This is a genomic window from Rhizobacter sp. SG703 (assembly GCF_012275445.1).
Classification (GTDB): domain Bacteria; phylum Pseudomonadota; class Gammaproteobacteria; order Burkholderiales; family Burkholderiaceae_C; genus Rhizobacter.
The window spans coordinates 308,665-325,779 of record NZ_JAAZQK010000005.1; the positions used below are offsets into that span (position 1 = coordinate 308,665).

Annotated in this window: 17 protein-coding genes; 8 read left to right on the forward strand and 9 right to left on the reverse strand. The window is 69.9% G+C overall.

The features are described from left to right. Window positions 1-169 precede the first annotated feature (169 nt). Genes FHT26_RS12090 through FHT26_RS12105 form a run of 4 tightly spaced genes read right to left on the reverse strand, consistent with a single transcriptional unit; the run spans window position 170 to window position 3,693 of the window. Window positions 170-922, reverse strand: a complete 753-nt coding sequence (locus tag FHT26_RS12090; RefSeq protein WP_168560377.1) for a DUF6338 family protein — start codon at window positions 920-922, stop codon at window positions 170-172. Further along, window positions 919-1,116: a hypothetical protein gene (locus FHT26_RS12095; RefSeq protein WP_168560378.1), complete on the reverse strand. Its 198-nt coding sequence runs from the start codon at window positions 1,114-1,116 to the stop codon at window positions 919-921. Before FHT26_RS12095 ends, FHT26_RS12090 begins: the two co-directional genes overlap by 4 nt. A 31-nt stretch (window positions 1,117-1,147) precedes the next feature. After that, window positions 1,148-1,762 (reverse strand): response regulator transcription factor, encoded by a 615-nt coding sequence (locus FHT26_RS12100; protein ID WP_168560379.1) that lies wholly within the window; start codon window positions 1,760-1,762, stop codon window positions 1,148-1,150. Next, on the reverse strand, window positions 1,759-3,693 hold the full coding sequence (locus FHT26_RS12105) for a PAS domain-containing sensor histidine kinase (RefSeq protein WP_168560380.1): 1,935 nt from the start codon (window positions 3,691-3,693) through the stop codon (window positions 1,759-1,761). Before FHT26_RS12105 ends, FHT26_RS12100 begins: the two co-directional genes overlap by 4 nt. Window positions 3,694-3,846: 153 nt before the next feature. Between FHT26_RS12105 and FHT26_RS12110 the strand changes: the two genes are divergently transcribed. From FHT26_RS12110 to FHT26_RS12120, 3 genes are read left to right on the forward strand one after another with little or no spacing between them, the layout of a single operon-like run. Continuing rightward, entirely contained in the window at window positions 3,847-4,848 is a 1,002-nt protein-coding gene (locus tag FHT26_RS12110; RefSeq protein ID WP_168560574.1) for a TRAP transporter substrate-binding protein, read from the forward strand. A gap of 6 nt (window positions 4,849-4,854) precedes the next feature. Next, on the forward strand, window positions 4,855-5,496 hold the full coding sequence (locus FHT26_RS12115; protein WP_210427352.1) for a TRAP transporter small permease: 642 nt from the start codon (window positions 4,855-4,857) through the stop codon (window positions 5,494-5,496). Next, the gene (locus tag FHT26_RS12120) at window positions 5,493-6,815 is read left to right on the forward strand and encodes a TRAP transporter large permease (RefSeq protein ID WP_168560381.1); all 1,323 of its coding nucleotides are present in this window, start codon (window positions 5,493-5,495) and stop codon (window positions 6,813-6,815) included. Before FHT26_RS12115 ends, FHT26_RS12120 begins: the two co-directional genes overlap by 4 nt. 13 nt (window positions 6,816-6,828) lie before the next feature. Here the strand turns inward: FHT26_RS12120 and FHT26_RS12125 are convergent, their stop codons facing one another. The 3 genes from FHT26_RS12125 to FHT26_RS12135 are packed head-to-tail and all read right to left on the reverse strand — an operon-like array spanning window position 6,829 to window position 10,007. Next, window positions 6,829-8,346, reverse strand: coding sequence for a UxaA family hydrolase (locus FHT26_RS12125; RefSeq protein ID WP_168560382.1), 1,518 nt, complete (start codon window positions 8,344-8,346; stop codon window positions 6,829-6,831). 4 nt (window positions 8,347-8,350) lie between these two features. Beyond that, on the reverse strand, window positions 8,351-9,214 hold the full coding sequence (locus FHT26_RS12130) for a fumarylacetoacetate hydrolase family protein (protein ID WP_168560383.1): 864 nt from the start codon (window positions 9,212-9,214) through the stop codon (window positions 8,351-8,353). A 22-nt stretch (window positions 9,215-9,236) separates the two neighbouring features. Continuing rightward, on the reverse strand, window positions 9,237-10,007 hold the full coding sequence (locus tag FHT26_RS12135; RefSeq protein WP_168560384.1) for an SDR family oxidoreductase: 771 nt from the start codon (window positions 10,005-10,007) through the stop codon (window positions 9,237-9,239). 185 nt (window positions 10,008-10,192) lie between these two features. Between FHT26_RS12135 and FHT26_RS12140 the strand changes: the two genes are divergently transcribed. The 5 genes from FHT26_RS12140 to FHT26_RS12160 all read left to right on the forward strand — a co-directional run bounded on the left by FHT26_RS12140 (window position 10,193) and on the right by FHT26_RS12160 (window position 14,274). Beyond that, a complete protein-coding gene (locus tag FHT26_RS12140; protein WP_168560385.1) occupies window positions 10,193-11,866 on the forward strand; it encodes a long-chain-fatty-acid--CoA ligase in 1,674 nt (557 codons plus the stop codon). Window positions 11,867-11,958: 92 nt separating this feature from the next. Continuing rightward, window positions 11,959-12,456 carry a hypothetical protein gene (locus tag FHT26_RS12145; RefSeq protein ID WP_157597922.1) on the forward strand — a complete coding sequence of 166 codons (498 nt, stop codon included), beginning with the start codon at window positions 11,959-11,961 and terminating at the stop codon, window positions 12,454-12,456. A 37-nt stretch (window positions 12,457-12,493) separates the two neighbouring features. Beyond that, window positions 12,494-13,018 (forward strand): hypothetical protein, encoded by a 525-nt coding sequence (locus FHT26_RS12150; RefSeq protein ID WP_349238133.1) that lies wholly within the window; start codon window positions 12,494-12,496, stop codon window positions 13,016-13,018. 23 nt (window positions 13,019-13,041) lie between these two features. Continuing rightward, window positions 13,042-13,761: a 16S rRNA (uracil(1498)-N(3))-methyltransferase gene (locus FHT26_RS12155; protein ID WP_168560386.1), complete on the forward strand. Its 720-nt coding sequence runs from the start codon at window positions 13,042-13,044 to the stop codon at window positions 13,759-13,761. An 87-nt stretch (window positions 13,762-13,848) separates the two neighbouring features. After that, entirely contained in the window at window positions 13,849-14,274 is a 426-nt protein-coding gene (locus FHT26_RS12160; RefSeq protein ID WP_168560387.1) for a YidB family protein, read from the forward strand. 31 nt (window positions 14,275-14,305) lie between these two features. Here FHT26_RS12160 and FHT26_RS12165 read toward each other — a convergent pair whose 3' ends face one another. Continuing rightward, window positions 14,306-15,550 carry a THUMP domain-containing class I SAM-dependent RNA methyltransferase gene (locus FHT26_RS12165; protein WP_168560388.1) on the reverse strand — a complete coding sequence of 415 codons (1,245 nt, stop codon included), beginning with the start codon at window positions 15,548-15,550 and terminating at the stop codon, window positions 14,306-14,308. Between the two features lie 30 nt (window positions 15,551-15,580). Beyond that, on the reverse strand, window positions 15,581-17,107 hold the full coding sequence (locus tag FHT26_RS12170; RefSeq protein WP_168560389.1) for an RNA polymerase factor sigma-54: 1,527 nt from the start codon (window positions 17,105-17,107) through the stop codon (window positions 15,581-15,583). Window positions 17,108-17,115 lie beyond the last annotated feature (8 nt).

The following is a 17,115-nucleotide window of genomic DNA, read 5'->3' on the forward strand; positions in this document are numbered from 1 at the left end:
GAGCGAGCGCAGCGAACGACCCATCAAGCAACTCCCGCGGAGCCGGCCTTGCCGGGCCGCCGGGAGGCGCCCCTTGGGGGCCGAGCCCGGACATGAACAGTCCTGGGGGCTGTTCGTGCCTGGCGAGGGGTCGGGCCTCTGGCCCGGCGCGGCCTGCAAGGCAGGAGCGCTAGCGACTGGGGGGCTCATCCAGATCTACGTACTGGATGTTGATGTTCTTGATTTCGCTGAATTTCACGGCGAAGGTGTCGCCCGGGATCGGCGTCAGGAACTCCGGTTCGGCGGTGCCGGCGAAGTCGGGCACCACCCCGCGGAAGGCCGACGCCAGCACCAGCGCGTCGGGGGCCTTGGTCTTCTCGTCGAACGAGAAGTAGCTCAGGATGCCGCTGTACAGCACCGGCGATTCGCCGACCTGTACCAGCAGGTCGACCACCACCGTCCGCCCGGCCTGGTTCGAGCGGTTTTCGCCGGTCAGGATGTAGTGCCACGGCGGCTTGAAGCGCAGGAAGCGGTAGCGGATGTCCAGCGCGCGGCGATCGATCCACACATTGAGCGCGAGCCCGGCCGCCAGCGGCAGCGCGAAGATGCTGATGAAGTAAGCCGCGACGAACCACAGCGCGCCGCCGATCGCCGACTCGGCCGCGAGGTACGGCGCCGTCGCGTTGTTCAGCGTCAGCAGTGCGAAGAACTCGCGGTGCGCCGGCTGGCAGCCGCACAGGCCACCCGCCGCATGGATCGCCAGCAGCCACACCGTGTGCAGCACCGCCGACGCCAGCACCGCCGCGATCGCATGGCCGGTCATCGAGCCGGAGATCACCGGGATCTCGCCGTTGTCGCGGATCTTGCCGGTCACCGCCAGCACGAAGATCGCGCCCGGCAGGTAGATCAGCAACAGCAGGAAGGCCTGGAACGCGAAGTTCAAGATCGGGGGGCGACCGGCGGCGTGGCGGGCAGCACCTTCAGGCGGACGATGCGGCCGCGCTCGTCCTCGAGCTCGATGCGCCGGCCTTCGTCCTGCTGCGGGTGGCTCGCGATCAGCTGGCGCCGGTACTCCTGGCGCCGCTTCGGGTCGCTCAGCAGCGCACGCACCACCGGGTTGATGTTGACACTGGGCATGGGCTGAAATGTACGGTCAAACGCCGGGGCTTCAACCCGACGGCCCCGCCAGCACCGTGGCCACTTCGGCCGCCGAGCGCACGCCCAGCTTCGCGTACACCCGCGCCCGGTGCACCTCGACCGTCCGCACGGACACATGCAGCTCGTCGGCGATGACCTTGTTCAGCTTGCCGGCGGCCACGCGCAGCATCACCTCGTGCTCGCGCTCGGTCAGGCTCGACAGCCGCGCCTGCCGCTCGGCCGCCTGCGCGCCCTGGCGCTGCATCGCGGCATCGACCGCCAGCGCCTGCGCCACGCGGTCGGCCAGCGCGTTGTCGACGTACGGCTTCTCGAGGAAATCGAACGCGCCCTTCTTCAGCGCCTCGACCGCCATCGGGATGTCGCCATGCCCGCTCAAGAACAGCACCGGGTTGCGCAGGCCGCGCGCGATCAGCTCGTCGTGCAGCCGCGGGCCCGACATCGGCTCCATCCGGATGTCGAGCAGGAACACGCCGGGCAGCGGCCGCGGCGCGGCGTCCAGCGTCGCCAGCAGCGCCGGGCCGCTGCCGTGCGGCCGCACGTCGAGGCCGTGCGATGCCAGCAAGAAGCCGAGGGCGTCCAGCACCACCGCCTCGTCGTCGACCAGGTAGACCACACCCGCATTCATGCAGCGTCCTCCGCCGAGAGTTCCGAAGCCGCCAGGTTCACCGGCAGCGTCAGCGTGAACAAGGCGCCGCCATCGGGCGCATCGGTCGCATCGAACACGCCATGGTGCGCCTCGATGATCGAGCGGCAGATCGCGAGGCCCATGCCCATGCCTTCCACCTTGGTCGAGAAGAACGGCGCGCACAGCGCCTCGATGCCGAGCCCGCCGAGCCCGGGGCCGTTGTCGCGCACGTCGATGCGCACGAAGCGGCCATCGGCGCTCAGCGAGCTGCCGGCGACGATGCGGCGCTCGCCCGGCCGCTGCGCCAGCGCATCGCCGGCGTTGCGCACCAGGTTGATCACCACCTGCTCGATCAGCACCGCATCGGCGACGATCACCGGCAGCGCGGCATCGAGTTGCAACACCACCTGCACCTGCTGGCGCTGCAGCTCGCGGCGCAACAGCGCGACGCCGCCCTCGATCACCGCATTCAACGTGCACGGCTCCAGCCGCGGTTCGCGCCGCGTCAGGAATTCGCGGATGCGCTGCACGATCGCGCCGGCATGGGCGGCCTGCTCGCCGAGCCGCGTCAGCGCGCGCATCACCACCGGGTCGGGCGACGGCAGCTTGTGCATCGAATTCATCACGCCCGCGTTGTAGCTCGCGATCGCCGTCAGCGGCTGGTTCAGCTCGTGCGCCAGCGTCGAGGCCACCTCGCCCAGCATCGTCAGCCGGCCATGGTGGGCCATCGTCTCGGTCTGGCGGCGCTCGCGCTCCTCGAGCCGGCGCCGCTCGGTCATGTCGAGGATCGAGCCCATCCAGCCGATGTGCACGCCGCGCGCATCGACCAGCGGCGCCTCGAACACCATCACGTCGAAGAGGCGGCCGTCGCGGTGCCGCCAGCGCGCCTCGTAGCCTTCGCGCGGGGCCTGGCCGGCCATGTTGCGCAGGTGGCGCTGCATGATCTCCTCGTGCGAATCGGCCGGCCAGTACGGCATCGGCGGCAGCAGGCCGACCAGCTCGTGCGGCTCGTAGCCCACCATGTCGGCGAGCGTGCGGTTCACGTAGACGAGCCGGCCGTCGAGGTCGCGGGCGCGCAGGCCGACCGTCAGCGAATCCTCCATCGCCTGGCGCCACGCGGCCTCGGTGCGCCACGCCGCCTCGGCGCGCGACACGCCATGCATCTGCCGGCGCAGCATCCCCGTGATGGCCGCGATCAGCGCGACGAAGCCGGCCACCATCGCGACCGGCAGGCCGTGGTACCAGCGCGGCACCACGTCGCGTGCGACGAGTTCCAGGTAGCCGTCGGCCAACGCCGGCGCCATGCTGATGCGCCAGCTCTGGCGGCCGTCGATCGGCCGGTCTTCGGTGGTCGACGCGATCACCGCATCGAAGCTGTCGAGCAGCCGCACGTCGTACTTGCGGGCCAGCCACCACGGCACCGTCTGGCGCAGCATCTCGCCCGGCGAGTAGCGGGCCACCAGCGTGCCGCCGGACGCGAGCGGTGCCGACAGGTGGGCCGACAGGCCGGGGCCGCTGCGCGCGCCATCGGGGCCGTCGGGCAACTGCGCCACCAGCCGGTTGGCGGCGTCGATCCAGGTCAGGCTGATCCAGAAGCGGTGCAGGCCCTGCTGCGCCTCGGGCAGCGTCGCAAGCGCGGGTGCGGGCGCGCCGGCGCCGCGCTGGTCGAGCCGGGTCGCGACGTCCTTCAGCAGCAGCGTCTCGCGCTCGATGCGCGCGCTGGCTTGCGTCTCCAGCGACAGCGCATCGGAGACCAGCGCGAGCCGCTGTTCCTCCAGGTCGGCCTGTTCCGATGCGCGCAGCCACAGCAGCACGCCGGCCACGAACACCAGCGACAGCAGCAGCGGCAGCGCCCACAGGCCGCGCCGCAGCTTCGGCCGCGGCGGCAGCGCGAGCGCGGGGTGGCGGGGCGGATCGGCCGGTGCGGGCATGGCGCGAAGTCTAGGTTCGCGGGCCGCCGGCGTGCGAGCGGTGGCGTCGAAATGTGGAACTCCACAACTTCCCGCGCGCCGGGCCGCCGACCAGAATCCGGCCGCAGCACAGACCCCCGGAGACAAGACATGACGCAGTCCGCGAAGCTTTCCATGACGCGCCGCAGTGCGCTCGCCGCCGCCGCGCTGGCGGTGGCCGCCCCGAAGACGTTCGCGCAGGCGCCGATCGTCATCAAGTTCAGCCACGTCGTCGCCCCCGACACGCCGAAGGGCAACGGCGCGCAGCGCTTCAAGGAACTGGCCGAGAAGCGCAGCGGCGGCCGCGTGAAGGTGGATGTCTATCCGAACAGCCAGCTCTACAAGGACAAGGAAGAGATGGAGGCGCTGCAGCTCGGCTCGGTGCAGATGCTCGCGCCGTCGCTCGCCAAGTTCGGTCCGCTGGGCGTCAAGGAATTCGAGGTCTTCGACCTGCCGTTCATCTTCAAGGACCAGGCGGCGTTCCGCGCGGTGACCGAAGGGCCGGTCGGTGCCGAGCTGTTCAGGAAGCTCGAGCCGAAGGGCGTCAAGGGCCTCGCGTACTGGGACAACGGCTTCCACATCATGAGTGCCAACAAGCCGCTGCACAAGGTGGCCGACTTCAAGGGCCTGAAGATGCGCATCCAGAGCTCGAAGGTGCTCGACGCCGAGATGCGCGCGCTCGGCGCGGTGCCGCAGGTGATGGCCTTCAGCGAGCTGTACCAGGCGCTGCAGTCCGGCGTGGTCGACGGCTGCGAGGGCGTGCCGTCGAACTTCTACACGCAGAAGACCTACGAGGTGCAGAAGCACACGACGATCTCGAACCACGGCCACCTGGCCTATGCGGTGATCGTCAACAAGAAGTTCTGGGATGGCCTGCCGGCCGACCTGCGCACCATCCTCGAAGGCGCGCTGAAGGAGGCGACCGCGTTCGCCAACGACATGGCGACCAAGGAGAACATCGACGACCTCGAGAAGATGCGCGCGAGCGGCAAGACCACGATCTACACGCCGACGCCGGCCGAGCTCGACGAATGGAAGAAGGCGCTGATGCCGGTGCACAAGGAGATGGCGTCGCGCGTCGGCCAGTCGACCATCGACGCCGTGTACAAGGCGGCCGGCTTCGTGCCGGCGAAGTAGGCCGCCATGGTTGCGCCGGTGCTGCGGTCGGTGAACCGCTTCCTCGACCACCTCGAGGAATGGCTGATCGCTGCGCTGATGGGCGCGGCGACGCTGTTGATCTTCGTCGCCGTGGTGCACCGCTATGCGGCCGCCGCGCACTACCCGCCGGTGTTGCAGCCGGTGCAGGACTTCCTGCTCGGGCTGAACCTCAGCTGGGCGCAGGAGTTGTGCATCTACATGTTCGTCTGGATGGCGAAGTTCGGCGCGGCCTACGGCGTGCGCCACGGCACGCACGTCGGCGTCGACACGCTGGTGCGCGCGCTGCCGCCGCGGCAGGCACGCTGGCTGACCTTCATCGGACTCGCGGGCGGCGTGGTCTTCACCGCGACGGTCGGCACGATGGGCGCGGTGTTCGTCTGGGACAACGGCTTCCACCATGCGCTGTTCAGCATGTTCGGCTGGGATGTCGGCGACGTGCCCGAAGGCCCGACCTCGCCCGACCTGGAGGTGCCGACCTGGATCCCGTACGCCTGCATCCCGCTGGCGTCGTACCTGATGTGCTTCCGCTTCCTGCAGGTGATGTGGGCCTACTGGCGGCGCGGCGAGCTGCCGCACCACGAGATCGCGCATGTGGACGGGCTGGACGAGGCGGAGGCCGCGGCATGAATGCATTGATCATCTTCGGCCTGCTGGTGCTGCTGATGCTGACCGGCATGCCGGTCTCCATCGCGCTCGGCCTCACGGTGCTGGGCTTCTTCTTCGGCATGACGAACGAGCCGATCGCGTCGATCGGGCTCAAGCTGTTCTCGGGCCTCGAGAAGTTCGAGATCATGGCGATCCCGTTCTTCATCCTGGCCGGCAACTTCCTGACCAACGGGGGCGCGGCGCGGCGGATGATCCACTTCGCGTCGACGATGGTCGGGCACTTCTACGGCGGGCTCGGGCTCGCGGGCGTGCTGGCCTGTGCGCTGTTCGCGGCGATCTCGGGCTCGTCGGTGGCCACCGTGGTCGCGGTCGGCACCATCTTGCTGCCGGCGATGCAGAAGGCCGGCTACCCGAAGCGCTTCTCGGCCGGCGTCATCACCACGTCGGGCGCGTTGGGCATCCTGTTCCCGCCGTCGATCAACCTGGTGATCTTCTCGATCGCCACCAACGGCATGAACGCGACCGGGCCGGACGGCCAGCCGGTGGCCACCGCGTCGGTCGGCGACCTGTTCATCGCCGGCGTGCTGCCGGGGCTGCTGCTGTCGCTGCTGCTGGGCGTGACCACCTGGTACCGGGCGCGCAAGTACGACTACCCGCGGCTGCCGCGCGCCGGCTGGGGCGAGCGCTGGAAGGCCTTCCGCGAGGCGTTCTGGGGCATCGCGCTGATCGTCATCGTGATCGGCGGCATCTACTCCGGCATCTTCACGCCGACCGAGGCGGCGGCGATCGCGGCGGGATACGCCTTCGTGATCTCGGTGTTCATCTACAAGGACCTGAAGATCGCCGACGTGCCGAAGGTGCTGCGCAACGCGGCCGCGATGAGCTCGATGCTGCTGTACATCATCACCAACGCGGTGCTGTTCTCGTTCCTGCTGACCTCGGAGCAGATCCCGCAATCGATGGCGGCGTGGATGACCGGACAGGGCTTCGGCGTGGTGGTGTTCCTGCTGCTGGTCAACATCATCCTGCTGGTGGCCGGCAACTTCATGGACCCGTCGGCGATCGTGCTGATCATGGCGCCGATCCTGTACCCGGTGGCCTGCAAGCTGGGCGTGAACCCGATCCACCTGGGCATCCTGATGGCGGTGAACATGGAGGTCGGCATGTGCCATCCGCCGGTCGGGCTGAACCTGTACGTCGCGTCGGGCATCAGCAAGATGGGCATCACCGAGCTGACGGTCGCGGTGTGGCCGTGGCTGCTGACGATGATCGGGTTCCTGGTGCTGGTGACTTACTGGCCTGCGTTGTCGCTGACCTTGCCGCACCTGCTGGGGCACTGATCACATCGCGCCGCTACATCACCGCGCCGAATTGCCACGGCACGAATTCGTTCTGGCCGTAGCCGTGGCGTTCGCTCTTGGTCAGCTCGCCGGACGCGGTGGCCAGCATCTGCGCAAAGATCTGCTCGCCGAGCGAGGCCACGGTGGCGCTGCCGTCGACGATGCTGCCGCAGTTGATGTCGATGTCGTCCTGCTGGCGCAGCCACAGCGCGGTGTTGGTCGACAGCTTCAGCGACGGTGACGGCGCGCAGCCGTAGGCCGAGCCGCGGCCGGTCGTGAAGCAGATCAGGTTGGCGCCGCCGGCGACCTGGCCGGTCGCGCTGACCGGGTCGTAGCCGGGCGTGTCCATGAAGACGAGGCCATGCGCGGTCACCGGCTCGGCGTATTCGCACACGTCGACCAGGTTGGTGGTGCCGCTCTTCGCGATCGCGCCCAGCGATTTCTCGAGGATGGTGGTCAGCCCGCCGGCCTTGTTGCCGGCCGACGGGTTGTTGTCCATCTCGGCATGGTTGCGCGCGCAGTGGTCTTCCCACCAGCGCAACCGCGCGAGCAGCTTGTCGGCGACGGCGGGCGACACCGCGCGCCGCGTCAGCAGGTGTTCGCCGCCGTAGATCTCCGGCGTCTCCGACAGGATCGCGGTGCCGCCATGGCGCACCAGCAGGTCGACCGCCGCGCCGAGCGCCGGGTTCGCGCTGATGCCGGAGTAGCCGTCGGAGCCGCCGCACTGCAGGCCGACGCACAGGTGGCTGGCGCTGACCGGCTCGCGGCGCGTGCGGTTCGCGTCGGGCAGCATCTGGTGGACCAGCGCGATGCCGCGCGCCACTGCCTTCGCGGTGCCGCCGGCGTCCTGGATGTTGTAGCTGTGCAGGCGCGGGCCGTCGACCAGCCCGATGCCGGCGATCTGGTTGGTCTCGCAGCCGAGGCCGACCACCAGCAGCGCGGCGAAGTTCGGATGCCGTGCATAGCCGGCCAGCGTGCGGCGCAGCACCTGCAGCGGCTCGCCTTCGCTGTCGGTCGCGCAGCCGGCACCGTGCGTCAGCGCGACCACACCGTCGACGTTCGGGAACGCGGCCAGCGCCTCGGGGCGGATGTCGCGCCGGAAGTGGTCGGCGATCGCGCGCGCGACGGTGGCCGAACAGTTCACCGAGGTCAGGATGCCGATGTAGTTGCGCGTCGCGACGCGGCCGTCGGCGCGCACGATGCCCTGGAACGTGGCCGGGGTCTCGACGAAGGCGGTCGGGCGCGCGTCGACGCCGACGGCCGGGTCGCGCTCGAAGCTCGAGAACTCCAGGTTGTGCGTGTGCACATGCTGGCCGGCCGCGATCGGCTGGCGCGCGATGCCGATCACCTGGTTGTAGCGGCGCACCGGCGAGCCGGCGGCGATGTCGCGCACCGCGAGCTTGTGGCCGGGCGGGATCAGGCCGCTGACGGTGATGCCCTCGGCCTCGATGCGCGTGCCCGACACCAGCTGCCGCCGCGCGATGACGACGTCGTCGGCAGGGTGGATGCGGAGGGTGGGGGCATCAGCCACAGGACTACCCTTCGATCAACTCCGGATTCCACGCATGCACCGTCTGCTGCTGCTCGCCGAGCCCCTGAATGCCAAGGCGCATCTTGTCGCCCGGCTTCAGGAACAGCTGCGGCTTCTGCCCCATGCCGACGCCCGGTGGCGTGCCGGTGCTGATCAGGTCGCCCGGGTGCAGCGTCATGAAGCGGCTGACGTAGCTGACCAGGTGCGCCACGTTGAACACCATCGTCTTCGTGCTGCCGTTCTGGAAGCGCTTGCCGTTGACCTCCAGCCACATCGCGAGGTTCTGCGGATCGGGCACCTCGTCCTTCGTGACCAGCCACGGGCCGACCGGGCCGAAGGTGTCGCAGCCCTTGCCCTTGTCCCAGGTGCCGCCGCGCTCCAGCTGGTACTCGCGCTCCGACAGGTCGTTGACGACGCAGAAGCCGGCCACGTGGTCCAGCGCGTCCGCCTCCGTCACATAGCGCGCCGTGCTGCCGATCACGACGCCGAGCTCGACCTCCCAGTCGCTCTTCAGCGAATTCTTCGGCAGCACCACCGCATCGTTGCAGCCGATCACCGCGCTGATCGCCTTCATGAAGATCACCGGTTCGGCCGGCACCGGCTGGCCGGATTCGGCCGCGTGGTCGGCGTAGTTCAGGCCGATGCAGATGAACTTGCCGAGCCCCGACCACGGCGGCGCGGTGCGCCCCGGCTGCGCGACCAGCGGCAGCGTCGCCGGGTTCAGCTCGTGCAGGCGCTTCAGGCCGTGCGGCGACAGCGTCGCGGCATTGATGTCGGCGAGCACGCCGGACAGGTCGCGCAGGTTGCCGTCGGCATCGACCAGCGCAGGTTGCTCGGAGCCCTTCGGGCCGTGGCGCATCAGTTTCATGGGCGTCTCTTTCAGTGCTGCTTCAGTTGGACCAGCCGCCGTCGATCACCTGGGCGGTGCCGGTGGTGAACCCCGACTCGTCGGACGCAAGATACACCGCCAGCGCGGCGATCTCGGCGGTGCTGCCGACACGGCCGATCGGCTGCCGGGCGACGAACGCCGCCTCGACCTGCGCCACCGTCTGCCCGCTGGCCGATGCCTGCGCCTCGATGCGCTGGCGCAGCGACGGCGACTCGACGGTGCCCGGGCAGATCGCGTTGCAGCGGATCCCCTTCGCGACGAAGTCCGCCGCGACCGACTTGGTCAGGCCGATCACCGCGGCCTTCGTCGTGCCGTAGACGAAGCGGTTCGGCGCGCCCTTGATGCTGCCGGCCACCGACGCGACGTTGATGATCGAGCCGCCCGCGCCGGCCGCCAGCATCGCCGGCAGCGCCGCGCGGATCGTGCGGTACATCGAGCGCACGTTGAGGTCGAACGAGAAGTCCCAGGCCGCGTCGTCGCAATCGAGGATGGTGCCGGCATGCACGAAACCGGCGCCGTTGAAGAGCACCTGCAGCGGCCCGAGCCCGGCCACCAGCGACTGCACCGCCGCGCCGTCGCGCACGTCGAGGTGCTGCGCGGTGATGCCCGGGATGCGCGACAGCTCGGCCAGCGCCGCATCGTTGATGTCGGTCGCGATCACGCGCGCCCCTTCGCGCGCGAAGGCCTCGGCGGTGGCGCGCCCGATCCCCTGGCCGGCCGCGGTGACGAGGGCGGTCTTGCCGGCCAGCCGTGGGGTCGTCGAAAGAGTCATGGAGGTTTCCGGTGGGTCACAATGGATTGGTCTGGTGGTCTGACCAATCCGCCGAAAGCGTACGGGAAGCCTCCAGGAGCGTCAATCGTGTCGCACCCCAACTCCATCGCACTTCAGGTGAAACACCTTAGGGGTCGTGCGAAGGGCATGGGACAGAATCGCCCGTTCGTTTCCGGAGACCCCAGATGGATAAGACTTGGCTCAAGCAGTACCCCAGCGGGGTGCCGGAGCAGATCGATGTCGAGCAGTACACGTCGCTCACCGCGCTGATCGACGAAAGCCTGAAGAAGTACGCCGACCTGCCCGCCTACAAGTTCATGGGCAAGGTCTTCACGTTCCGCCAGGTCGACGAGGCCTCGCGCGCGTTCGCCGCCTACCTGCAGGCGCTCGGCCTCGAGAAGGGCGACCGCGTCGCGATCATGATGCCCAACGTGCCGCAGTACCCGATCGCGGTCGCCGGCATCCTGCGTGCCGGCATGGTGGTGGTCAACGTCAACCCGCTGTACACGCCGCGCGAGCTGGAGCACCAGCTGAAGGACTCCGGCTCGAAGGCGATCCTGATCATCGAGAACTTCGCCGCGACGCTGCAGGCCTGCCTGGCCGCGGTGCCGACGAAGAAGATCATCCTCGCGACGATGGGCGACATGCTCGGGTTCCCGAAGGGGCTGATCGTCAACTACGTCGTGCGCAACGTGAAGAAGCTGGTGCCGGCCTTCGAGCTGCCCGGCGCGGTGCCGTACAACGACGCGATCGCCAGCGGCCGCCGCGCGACGCTGAAGCCGCCCACGCTGAAGCTCGACGACATCGCGGTGCTGCAGTACACCGGCGGCACCACCGGCGTCAGCAAGGGCGCGGTGCTGCTGCACCGCAACCTGGTGGCCAACACGCTGCAGGCCGAGGCCTGGTACCAGCCGGCGATGCGCAAGGTGCCGAGCGGCACGCAGATCATGTCGGTGTGCGCGCTGCCGCTGTACCACATCTTCGGCTTCACCTCGAACATGATGCTGTCGATGCGCACCGGCGGCTGCAACCTGCTGATCCCGAACCCGCGCGACATCCCGGGGGTGTTCAAGGAGCTGGCGAAGCAGCCGTTCCACAGCCTGCCGGCGGTCAACACGCTGTTCAACGCGATGGCCAACCACGCGCTGTTCAACACCGTCGACTGGAGCCACCTGAAGATCTCGGTCGGCGGCGGCATGGCGGTTCAGCAGGCCACGGCCAAGCTGTGGCTCGAGAAGACCGGCTGCCCGATCTGCGAAGGCTACGGCCTGTCGGAGACCTCGCCGTCGGCCACCTGCAACCCGACCGACAGCACCGCCTACACCGGCACCATCGGGCTGCCGCTGCCGTCGACCGAGCTCGCGCTGCTCGACGACGACGGCCGCGAGGTGCCGCTGGGCACGCCCGGCGAGATCGCGATCCGCGGGCCGCAGGTGATGGCCGGCTACTGGCAGCGCCCCGACGAGACCGCGAAGGTGATGACGGCCGACGGCTTCTTCCGCACCGGCGACATCGGCACGGTGGACGGCAACGGCTACTTCAAGATCGTCGACCGCAAGAAGGACATGATCCTGGTCAGCGGCTTCAACGTCTACCCGAACGAGGTCGAGGACGTGGTCACCCAGATGCCGGGCGTGCTCGAATGCGCCGCGATCGGCGTGCCCGACGCGAAGGCCGGCGAGGCGGTGAAGCTGGTGATCGTGCGCAAGAACCCGGCGCTGACCGAGGCCGAGGTGCGGGCGTACTGCGAGGCCAACATGACCGGCTACAAGCGGCCGAAGGTGGTGGAGTTCCGCACCGAGCTGCCGAAGAGCCCGGTCGGCAAGATCCTGCGCCGTGAACTGCGCGACAAGACCTGACGCTGCGCTGGACGAGCGCCCCGCAGACGGCGCCATGCTGATAAATTCGGGCCGCGGCGGGACTGCCGCGCCGCGCCCCTGGGAGAGCTCTGGTGATCTGGACCAAAACTGACGCGGGACGCATCGAGATGACGGCCCGCACGCGCGTCAAGGAACGGGCGCAGCGCAACCTGCTGCTGCTGATCGACGGTGCGAAGTCCGAGGAGATGCTGCTCGCCAACGTGGTCGGCGTGACGATCGAGGACTTCCGCGCGCTCGAGGCGCTGGGCCTGATCGCGCCGGTGTCGGGCAGCGGCAGTTCGCGGCTCCATGCGCCGGCGGCAGCGGCGCCGGCAGCCGCACCGGCGGCACCGGGCGTCGGCACGCCGGTCGACCCGGGCGAGCTCGACTATGCGAAGTTCACTGCCACGCTGACGCAGATGATCTCCAGCGAGCTCGGCCTGCGCGGCTTCACGCTGACGCTGGCGGTCGAGAAGGCCAGCACGATCGAGGAGCTGCGCGACGTCGCCGACCGCACGATCGAGCAGATCCGCTCGCGCAAGGGCGAACCGGCGGCGCACAAGGCGCGCCGCCTGCTGTACGGCGGCTGAGCTGGCGCAAGACCCGGCGCGCCCGCTGTGGCGCAGCGTGTTGCGGCTGACCGTGCGGCCGCTCTGGCGCGTGCTGCGCGGCTTGCTGCTGGTGCTGGCGGCGGTCGTGCTGTTCATCGAGGAATGGGGCTGGCGCCCGCTGACGGCCTTCGTCGGGCGGCTCGCGCAGTGGCCGCCGCTCGCGCGTGCCGAGGCGCGGGTGCGCAACGCCCCGCCGCGCGTCGCGCTGCTGCTGTTCCTGCTGCCGGCGGTCGCGCTGTTCCCGATCAAGGTGCTCGCGCTGTGGGTCATTCACCGCGGCCACGCGCTGCTCGGCATCACGGTGATCGTCGTCGCGAAGCTGCTCGGCACCGCGATCGTCGGGCGGCTGTTCATCCTGACCGAATCGCAGCTGATGCGCTTCGCGTGGTTCGCGCGCGCGCTCGGCTGGTGGCGCACGACGAAGCTGCGCGTGATGGACGCGCTGCGCCGCTCGGCCGCATGGCGCGGCGCGCGCCGGCTGAAGACGCGCTGGCGGGTCTGGCGGCGGCGCTTTCGTGGTGTCGACGAGCCGGAAGCCTGAAGCGCAGCTGGCACACTCGCGCCATGCCGCCCCGTTTCCATGTGGCCGCGCCGATGCAGGCCGGCCTTGAATTGAGCCTTCCGCCCGGCGCCGCGCGCCATGTGCAGGTGCTGCGCCTGCAGCCCGGCGATCCGCTGACGCTGTTCAACGGCGAGGGCGGCGAGTGGCAGGCCGATGTCGTCCGGATGGGCCGCAGCGACGTGAGCGTGCGGCTGAATGCTCACGTCGCGATCGACCGCGAACTGCCGATCCAGGTCACGCTCGCGCTCGGCATGCCGGCCAACGAGCGCATGGATGCGCTGGTCGAGAAGGCGACCGAGCTCGGTGTTGCAGCCATTCAGCCGCTGATGACCGAGCGCTCGGTGCTGCGCCTGAGCGGCGAGCGCGCCGACAAGAAGCTGGCCCATTGGCAGGGCGTCGCGGCCGCGGCCAGCGAGCAGTGCGGGCGCACCCGCGTGCCGGTGCTTGCGCCGGTGCGCAGCCTCGCCGACTGGCTGCGCGGCCTGCCGCCGGCCGGCGGCGGCCGCTTCGTGCTGAGCCTGCGCACGTCCGGGCCGCTGCAGGCGGGCCCCGGTGGGGCGCTGACCTTCCTGAGCGGCCCCGAGGGCGGGCTCAGCGAGGCCGAGGAGGCGGCAGCCGCCGCGGCCGGCTTCGTGCCGGCGAGCCTCGGCCCGCGCGTGCTGCGCGCCGACACCGCGCCGCTCGCGGTGCTGGCGCACCTCGGGCTGTCGGGCGGCGGCTGACGCAGGTCGGTGCCGCGGGTGGCCGAGCGGCCTTGTGGCCGACACGAGGCGCGCCCACAATCGCGTTCCCACTGCAAGGAGCACCTCATGGGACTGCTGGATTCCGTGGTCGGCATGGTGACCGGCCAGAGCGACCCGATGGGCCAGGGCGGCGGCAACCACGCAGCGCTGATCGCCGCGGTGGTGTCGATGCTGAACGCGAACGGCTCGGGCGGCGGGCTCGCTGACCTGATCGCGCGCTTCGAGCAGGGTGGGCTCGGCTCGGTGATCGGCTCGTGGGTGTCGACCGGGCACAACCTGCCGATCTCGGCCGAGCAGCTGCAGAGCGTGCTCGGTTCGGGCCAGCTCGCGCAGGTCGCCGAGCAGCTCGGGCTGTCGCACGGCGAGGCGGCCGCGCAGTTGTCGCGGGTGCTGCCGCAGGTGGTCGATCACCTGACGCCGAACGGGCAGCTGCCCGCTGACGCCGAAGGCGGTGACATCGGGAGCCTGATCGGCAGCCTGCTGAGACGCTGATCCGTCGCCCGGATGGGCATCCCGGGCGACGTCAGCGCGCCGAGCCGGCCACCAGGTCGAAGCGGAACAGCCGGCACTCGATCGGGCCGTTCCACATCGGCACGCGCTTCGACTCCTTCAGGCGCATCGCGCCGGGCAGCTTCATGTCCGGGCTCAGCACATAGGCGGTCCAGCCGCCGTCGTGCTGCGTGTACGCGCGCTTCCAGTGCGCCGACAGGCGCGGGAAGAAGTCGGCGGCCAGCGCCTTGTTGTCGCCGTCAGGCTCGTCGCGCGACGTCGCCGACGCGCGTGCCTTGCCGGCCACCTCGATGCGCTCGCCATACGGCGGGTTGATCATCAGCGTGCCGGGCAGGCCGGCCGGCAGCGCGGGCGCCGGCCGTTCCAGCGCATCGCCGCCGTTGAACTGGATCGCGTCCTCGACCCCGGCGCGCTGCGCATTGCGGCGTGCGAAATCGACCATCCGGAACGACACGTCGCTCGCATGGATCGGCACCGCGCTCGCATGGATGCGCGACTGCGCATGGCTCTTCACGCGCTGCCACTGCGCGCGCATCTCGGCATCGGCAAACGGCAACAGCCGCTCGAACGCGAAGCGCCGCTTCAGCCCGGGCGCGATGCCGCAGGCGATCTGCGCGGCCTCGATCGCGATGGTGCCCGAGCCGCAACACGGGTCGTGCAGCGCACCGCCGGCCTCGGGCGTGCCGCGCCAGCCGGCGGCGGCCAGCATCGCGGCGGCCAGCGTCTCCTTCAGCGGCGCATCGCCCTTGTCCTCTCGCCAGCCGCGCTTGAACAGCGGCTCGCCCGAGGTGTCGACGTACAGCGACGCCCGCGCCTCGCCGACGTGCAGCAGCAGCGGCAGGTCGGGGTGGCGGGTGTCGACGCTCGGGCGCGTGCCGGTGGCCTCGCGCAGCTGGTCGCAGACCGCGTCCTTGATGCGCAGCGCGGCGAAGTTCAGGCTGCGCAGCGGGCTGCGGTGCGCGGTGGTGTCGACGCGCAGCGTGTGCTCCGGCGTGATCCATTGCTGCCAGTCGACGCCGCGGGCGAGTTCGTACAGGTCGTGCTCGTCGCGGTACGGCCCTTCGGCCACCTCGGCCAGCACGCGCTGCGCGAGCCGGCACTCGAGGTTCAGCGTCATCACTTCGAGCGGGTCGCCGTCGAGCGCGACGCCGCCGCGACCGGCATGCACCTTCGCGGTCGGCAGGATGCGCAGCACCTCTTCTTCAAGGAGCGCTTCGACGCCCGCGGCACAGGGCAGGAACAGGGGCAGGGCGCACATCGGGGATTGAGTTCAGAGTGAGGCTTCGGCTCAGAGCGATTTGCGGAGGTTCGCCGGCGCGATCTTCAGCGCCTCGCGGTACTTGGCCACCGTGCGCCGCGCGACCTGGATGCCCTGCTCTTCGAGCATGTGGCTCAGCTGGCTGTCCGACAGCGGCTTGACCGGGTCCTCGGCACTCACCAGCTGCTTGATCAGCGCCCGCACCGCGGTGCTCGACGCGTTGCCGCCGGCCTCGGTGTTCAGCGACGACCCGAAGAAGTACTTCAGCTCGAAGGTGCCGAACATCGTGGCCATGTACTTGGCCGTCGTCACGCGCGAGATGGTCGACTCGTGCAGGCCCAGCTCGTCGGCGATCTCGCGCAGCACCAGCGGCTTCATCGCGATCTCGCCGTGCGTGAAGAAGCTCTTCTGCCGCTCGACGATGGCCTGCGACACGCGCTGGATGGTGTCGAAGCGCTGCTGGATGTTCTTCATGAACCAGCGCGCTTCCTGCAGCCGCGAGCTCAGCGCGCTGCCGCCGCCGGCCCCGCGGCCCTGGCGGATCGCCTGCGCATAGAGGTCGTTGATGCGCAGCTTGGGCATCACGTCCGGGTTCAGCACGACCTTCCAGTTGCGGCCCGATTTCTGCACGATCACGTCGGGCACGATGATGTTGGCTTCGGCGCGCGCGAACGGGCGACCCGGCTTCGGCTCCAGCGCGACGATCAGCGTCTGCGCTTCCTTGATGAGCTCCTCGTCGGCACCGGTCGCCGCCATCAGCTTCTTCATGTCGCGGCGCGCCAGCAGGTCGAGGTGCTGCTTGCAGATGATGATCGCGATCATCTGCGCCTCGCAGCGCTCCTGCGCACGCAGCTGCAGCGTCAGGCATTCGCCGAGGTTGCGGGCGCCGACGCCCAGCGGCTCCATGTTCTGCAGCCACTTCAGCGCGCACTGCAGGCGCTCGAGGATCTCTTCCTGCTGCTCGGGGTCGGCGGCCAGTTCGGCGGCGATCTCCTCCAGCGGGTCGGCAAGGTAGCCGTCGTCGTCCAGCGACTCGATCAGCACGGTGATCGCGGCGGCGTCCTCGGCGCTGACGCGCATGCCGAGCAGCTGTTCGCGCAGGTGTTCCTGCAGGCTGGGGGCCTGCGGGTTGCGGTCCTGGCCGTCGAAGTCGTCGTCGGCATTGCTGCCGCTGCCGGCCGCGCTGGGCGTCTCGCGGATGCCGTCGAAATCGTCGCGCTCGGTGCCGTTCTCCCAGTCCTCGCGCTCGGTCGCGCCGAACTCGGCACTGTCGACGCCGGCGGCCTCGTCGGGCGCGCTGTCGGCCGAGCTTTCGCTGGCCGAGCTGCTGTCGGCCTCGCGTTCGGCATTGCGCTCCGACACCGTCAGGCGCTCGACCATCGGCTCGGTCGCGCCGGCTTCTTCCTGCTCGGCTTCGAGGAAGGGGTTCTGCTCCAGCATCTGCTCGACTTCCTGGTGGAGTTCGAGCGTGGACAGCTGCAGCAGCCGGATCGACTGCTGCAGCTGCGGCGTCAAGGCCAGGTGCTGCGACAGGCGGACCTGAAGAGAGGGCTTCATGTCGTCAG

Excerpts from the sequence above, each read along its gene's own strand:
- FHT26_RS12095 (WP_168560378.1), bottom strand. The coding sequence starts at position 1,116 with ATGCCCAGTGTCAACATCAACCCGGTGGTGCGTGCGCTGCTGAGCGAC.
- FHT26_RS12100 (WP_168560379.1), bottom strand. The coding sequence starts at position 1,762 with ATGAATGCGGGTGTGGTCTACCTGGTCGACGACGAGGCGGTGGTGCTG.
- FHT26_RS12105 (WP_168560380.1), bottom strand. The coding sequence starts at position 3,693 with ATGCCCGCACCGGCCGATCCGCCCCGCCACCCCGCGCTCGCGCTGCCG.
- FHT26_RS12110 (WP_168560574.1), top strand. The coding sequence starts at position 3,847 with ATGACGCGCCGCAGTGCGCTCGCCGCCGCCGCGCTGGCGGTGGCCGCC.
- FHT26_RS12115 (WP_210427352.1), top strand. The coding sequence starts at position 4,855 with ATGGTTGCGCCGGTGCTGCGGTCGGTGAACCGCTTCCTCGACCACCTC.
- FHT26_RS12120 (WP_168560381.1), top strand. The coding sequence starts at position 5,493 with ATGAATGCATTGATCATCTTCGGCCTGCTGGTGCTGCTGATGCTGACC.
- FHT26_RS12130 (WP_168560383.1), bottom strand. The coding sequence starts at position 9,214 with ATGAAACTGATGCGCCACGGCCCGAAGGGCTCCGAGCAACCTGCGCTG.
- FHT26_RS12135 (WP_168560384.1), bottom strand. The coding sequence starts at position 10,007 with ATGACTCTTTCGACGACCCCACGGCTGGCCGGCAAGACCGCCCTCGTC.
- FHT26_RS12140 (WP_168560385.1), top strand. The coding sequence starts at position 10,193 with ATGGATAAGACTTGGCTCAAGCAGTACCCCAGCGGGGTGCCGGAGCAG.
- FHT26_RS12155 (WP_168560386.1), top strand. The coding sequence starts at position 13,042 with ATGCCGCCCCGTTTCCATGTGGCCGCGCCGATGCAGGCCGGCCTTGAA.
- FHT26_RS12160 (WP_168560387.1), top strand. The coding sequence starts at position 13,849 with ATGGGACTGCTGGATTCCGTGGTCGGCATGGTGACCGGCCAGAGCGAC.
- FHT26_RS12165 (WP_168560388.1), bottom strand. The coding sequence starts at position 15,550 with ATGTGCGCCCTGCCCCTGTTCCTGCCCTGTGCCGCGGGCGTCGAAGCG.
- FHT26_RS12170 (WP_168560389.1), bottom strand. The coding sequence starts at position 17,107 with ATGAAGCCCTCTCTTCAGGTCCGCCTGTCGCAGCACCTGGCCTTGACG.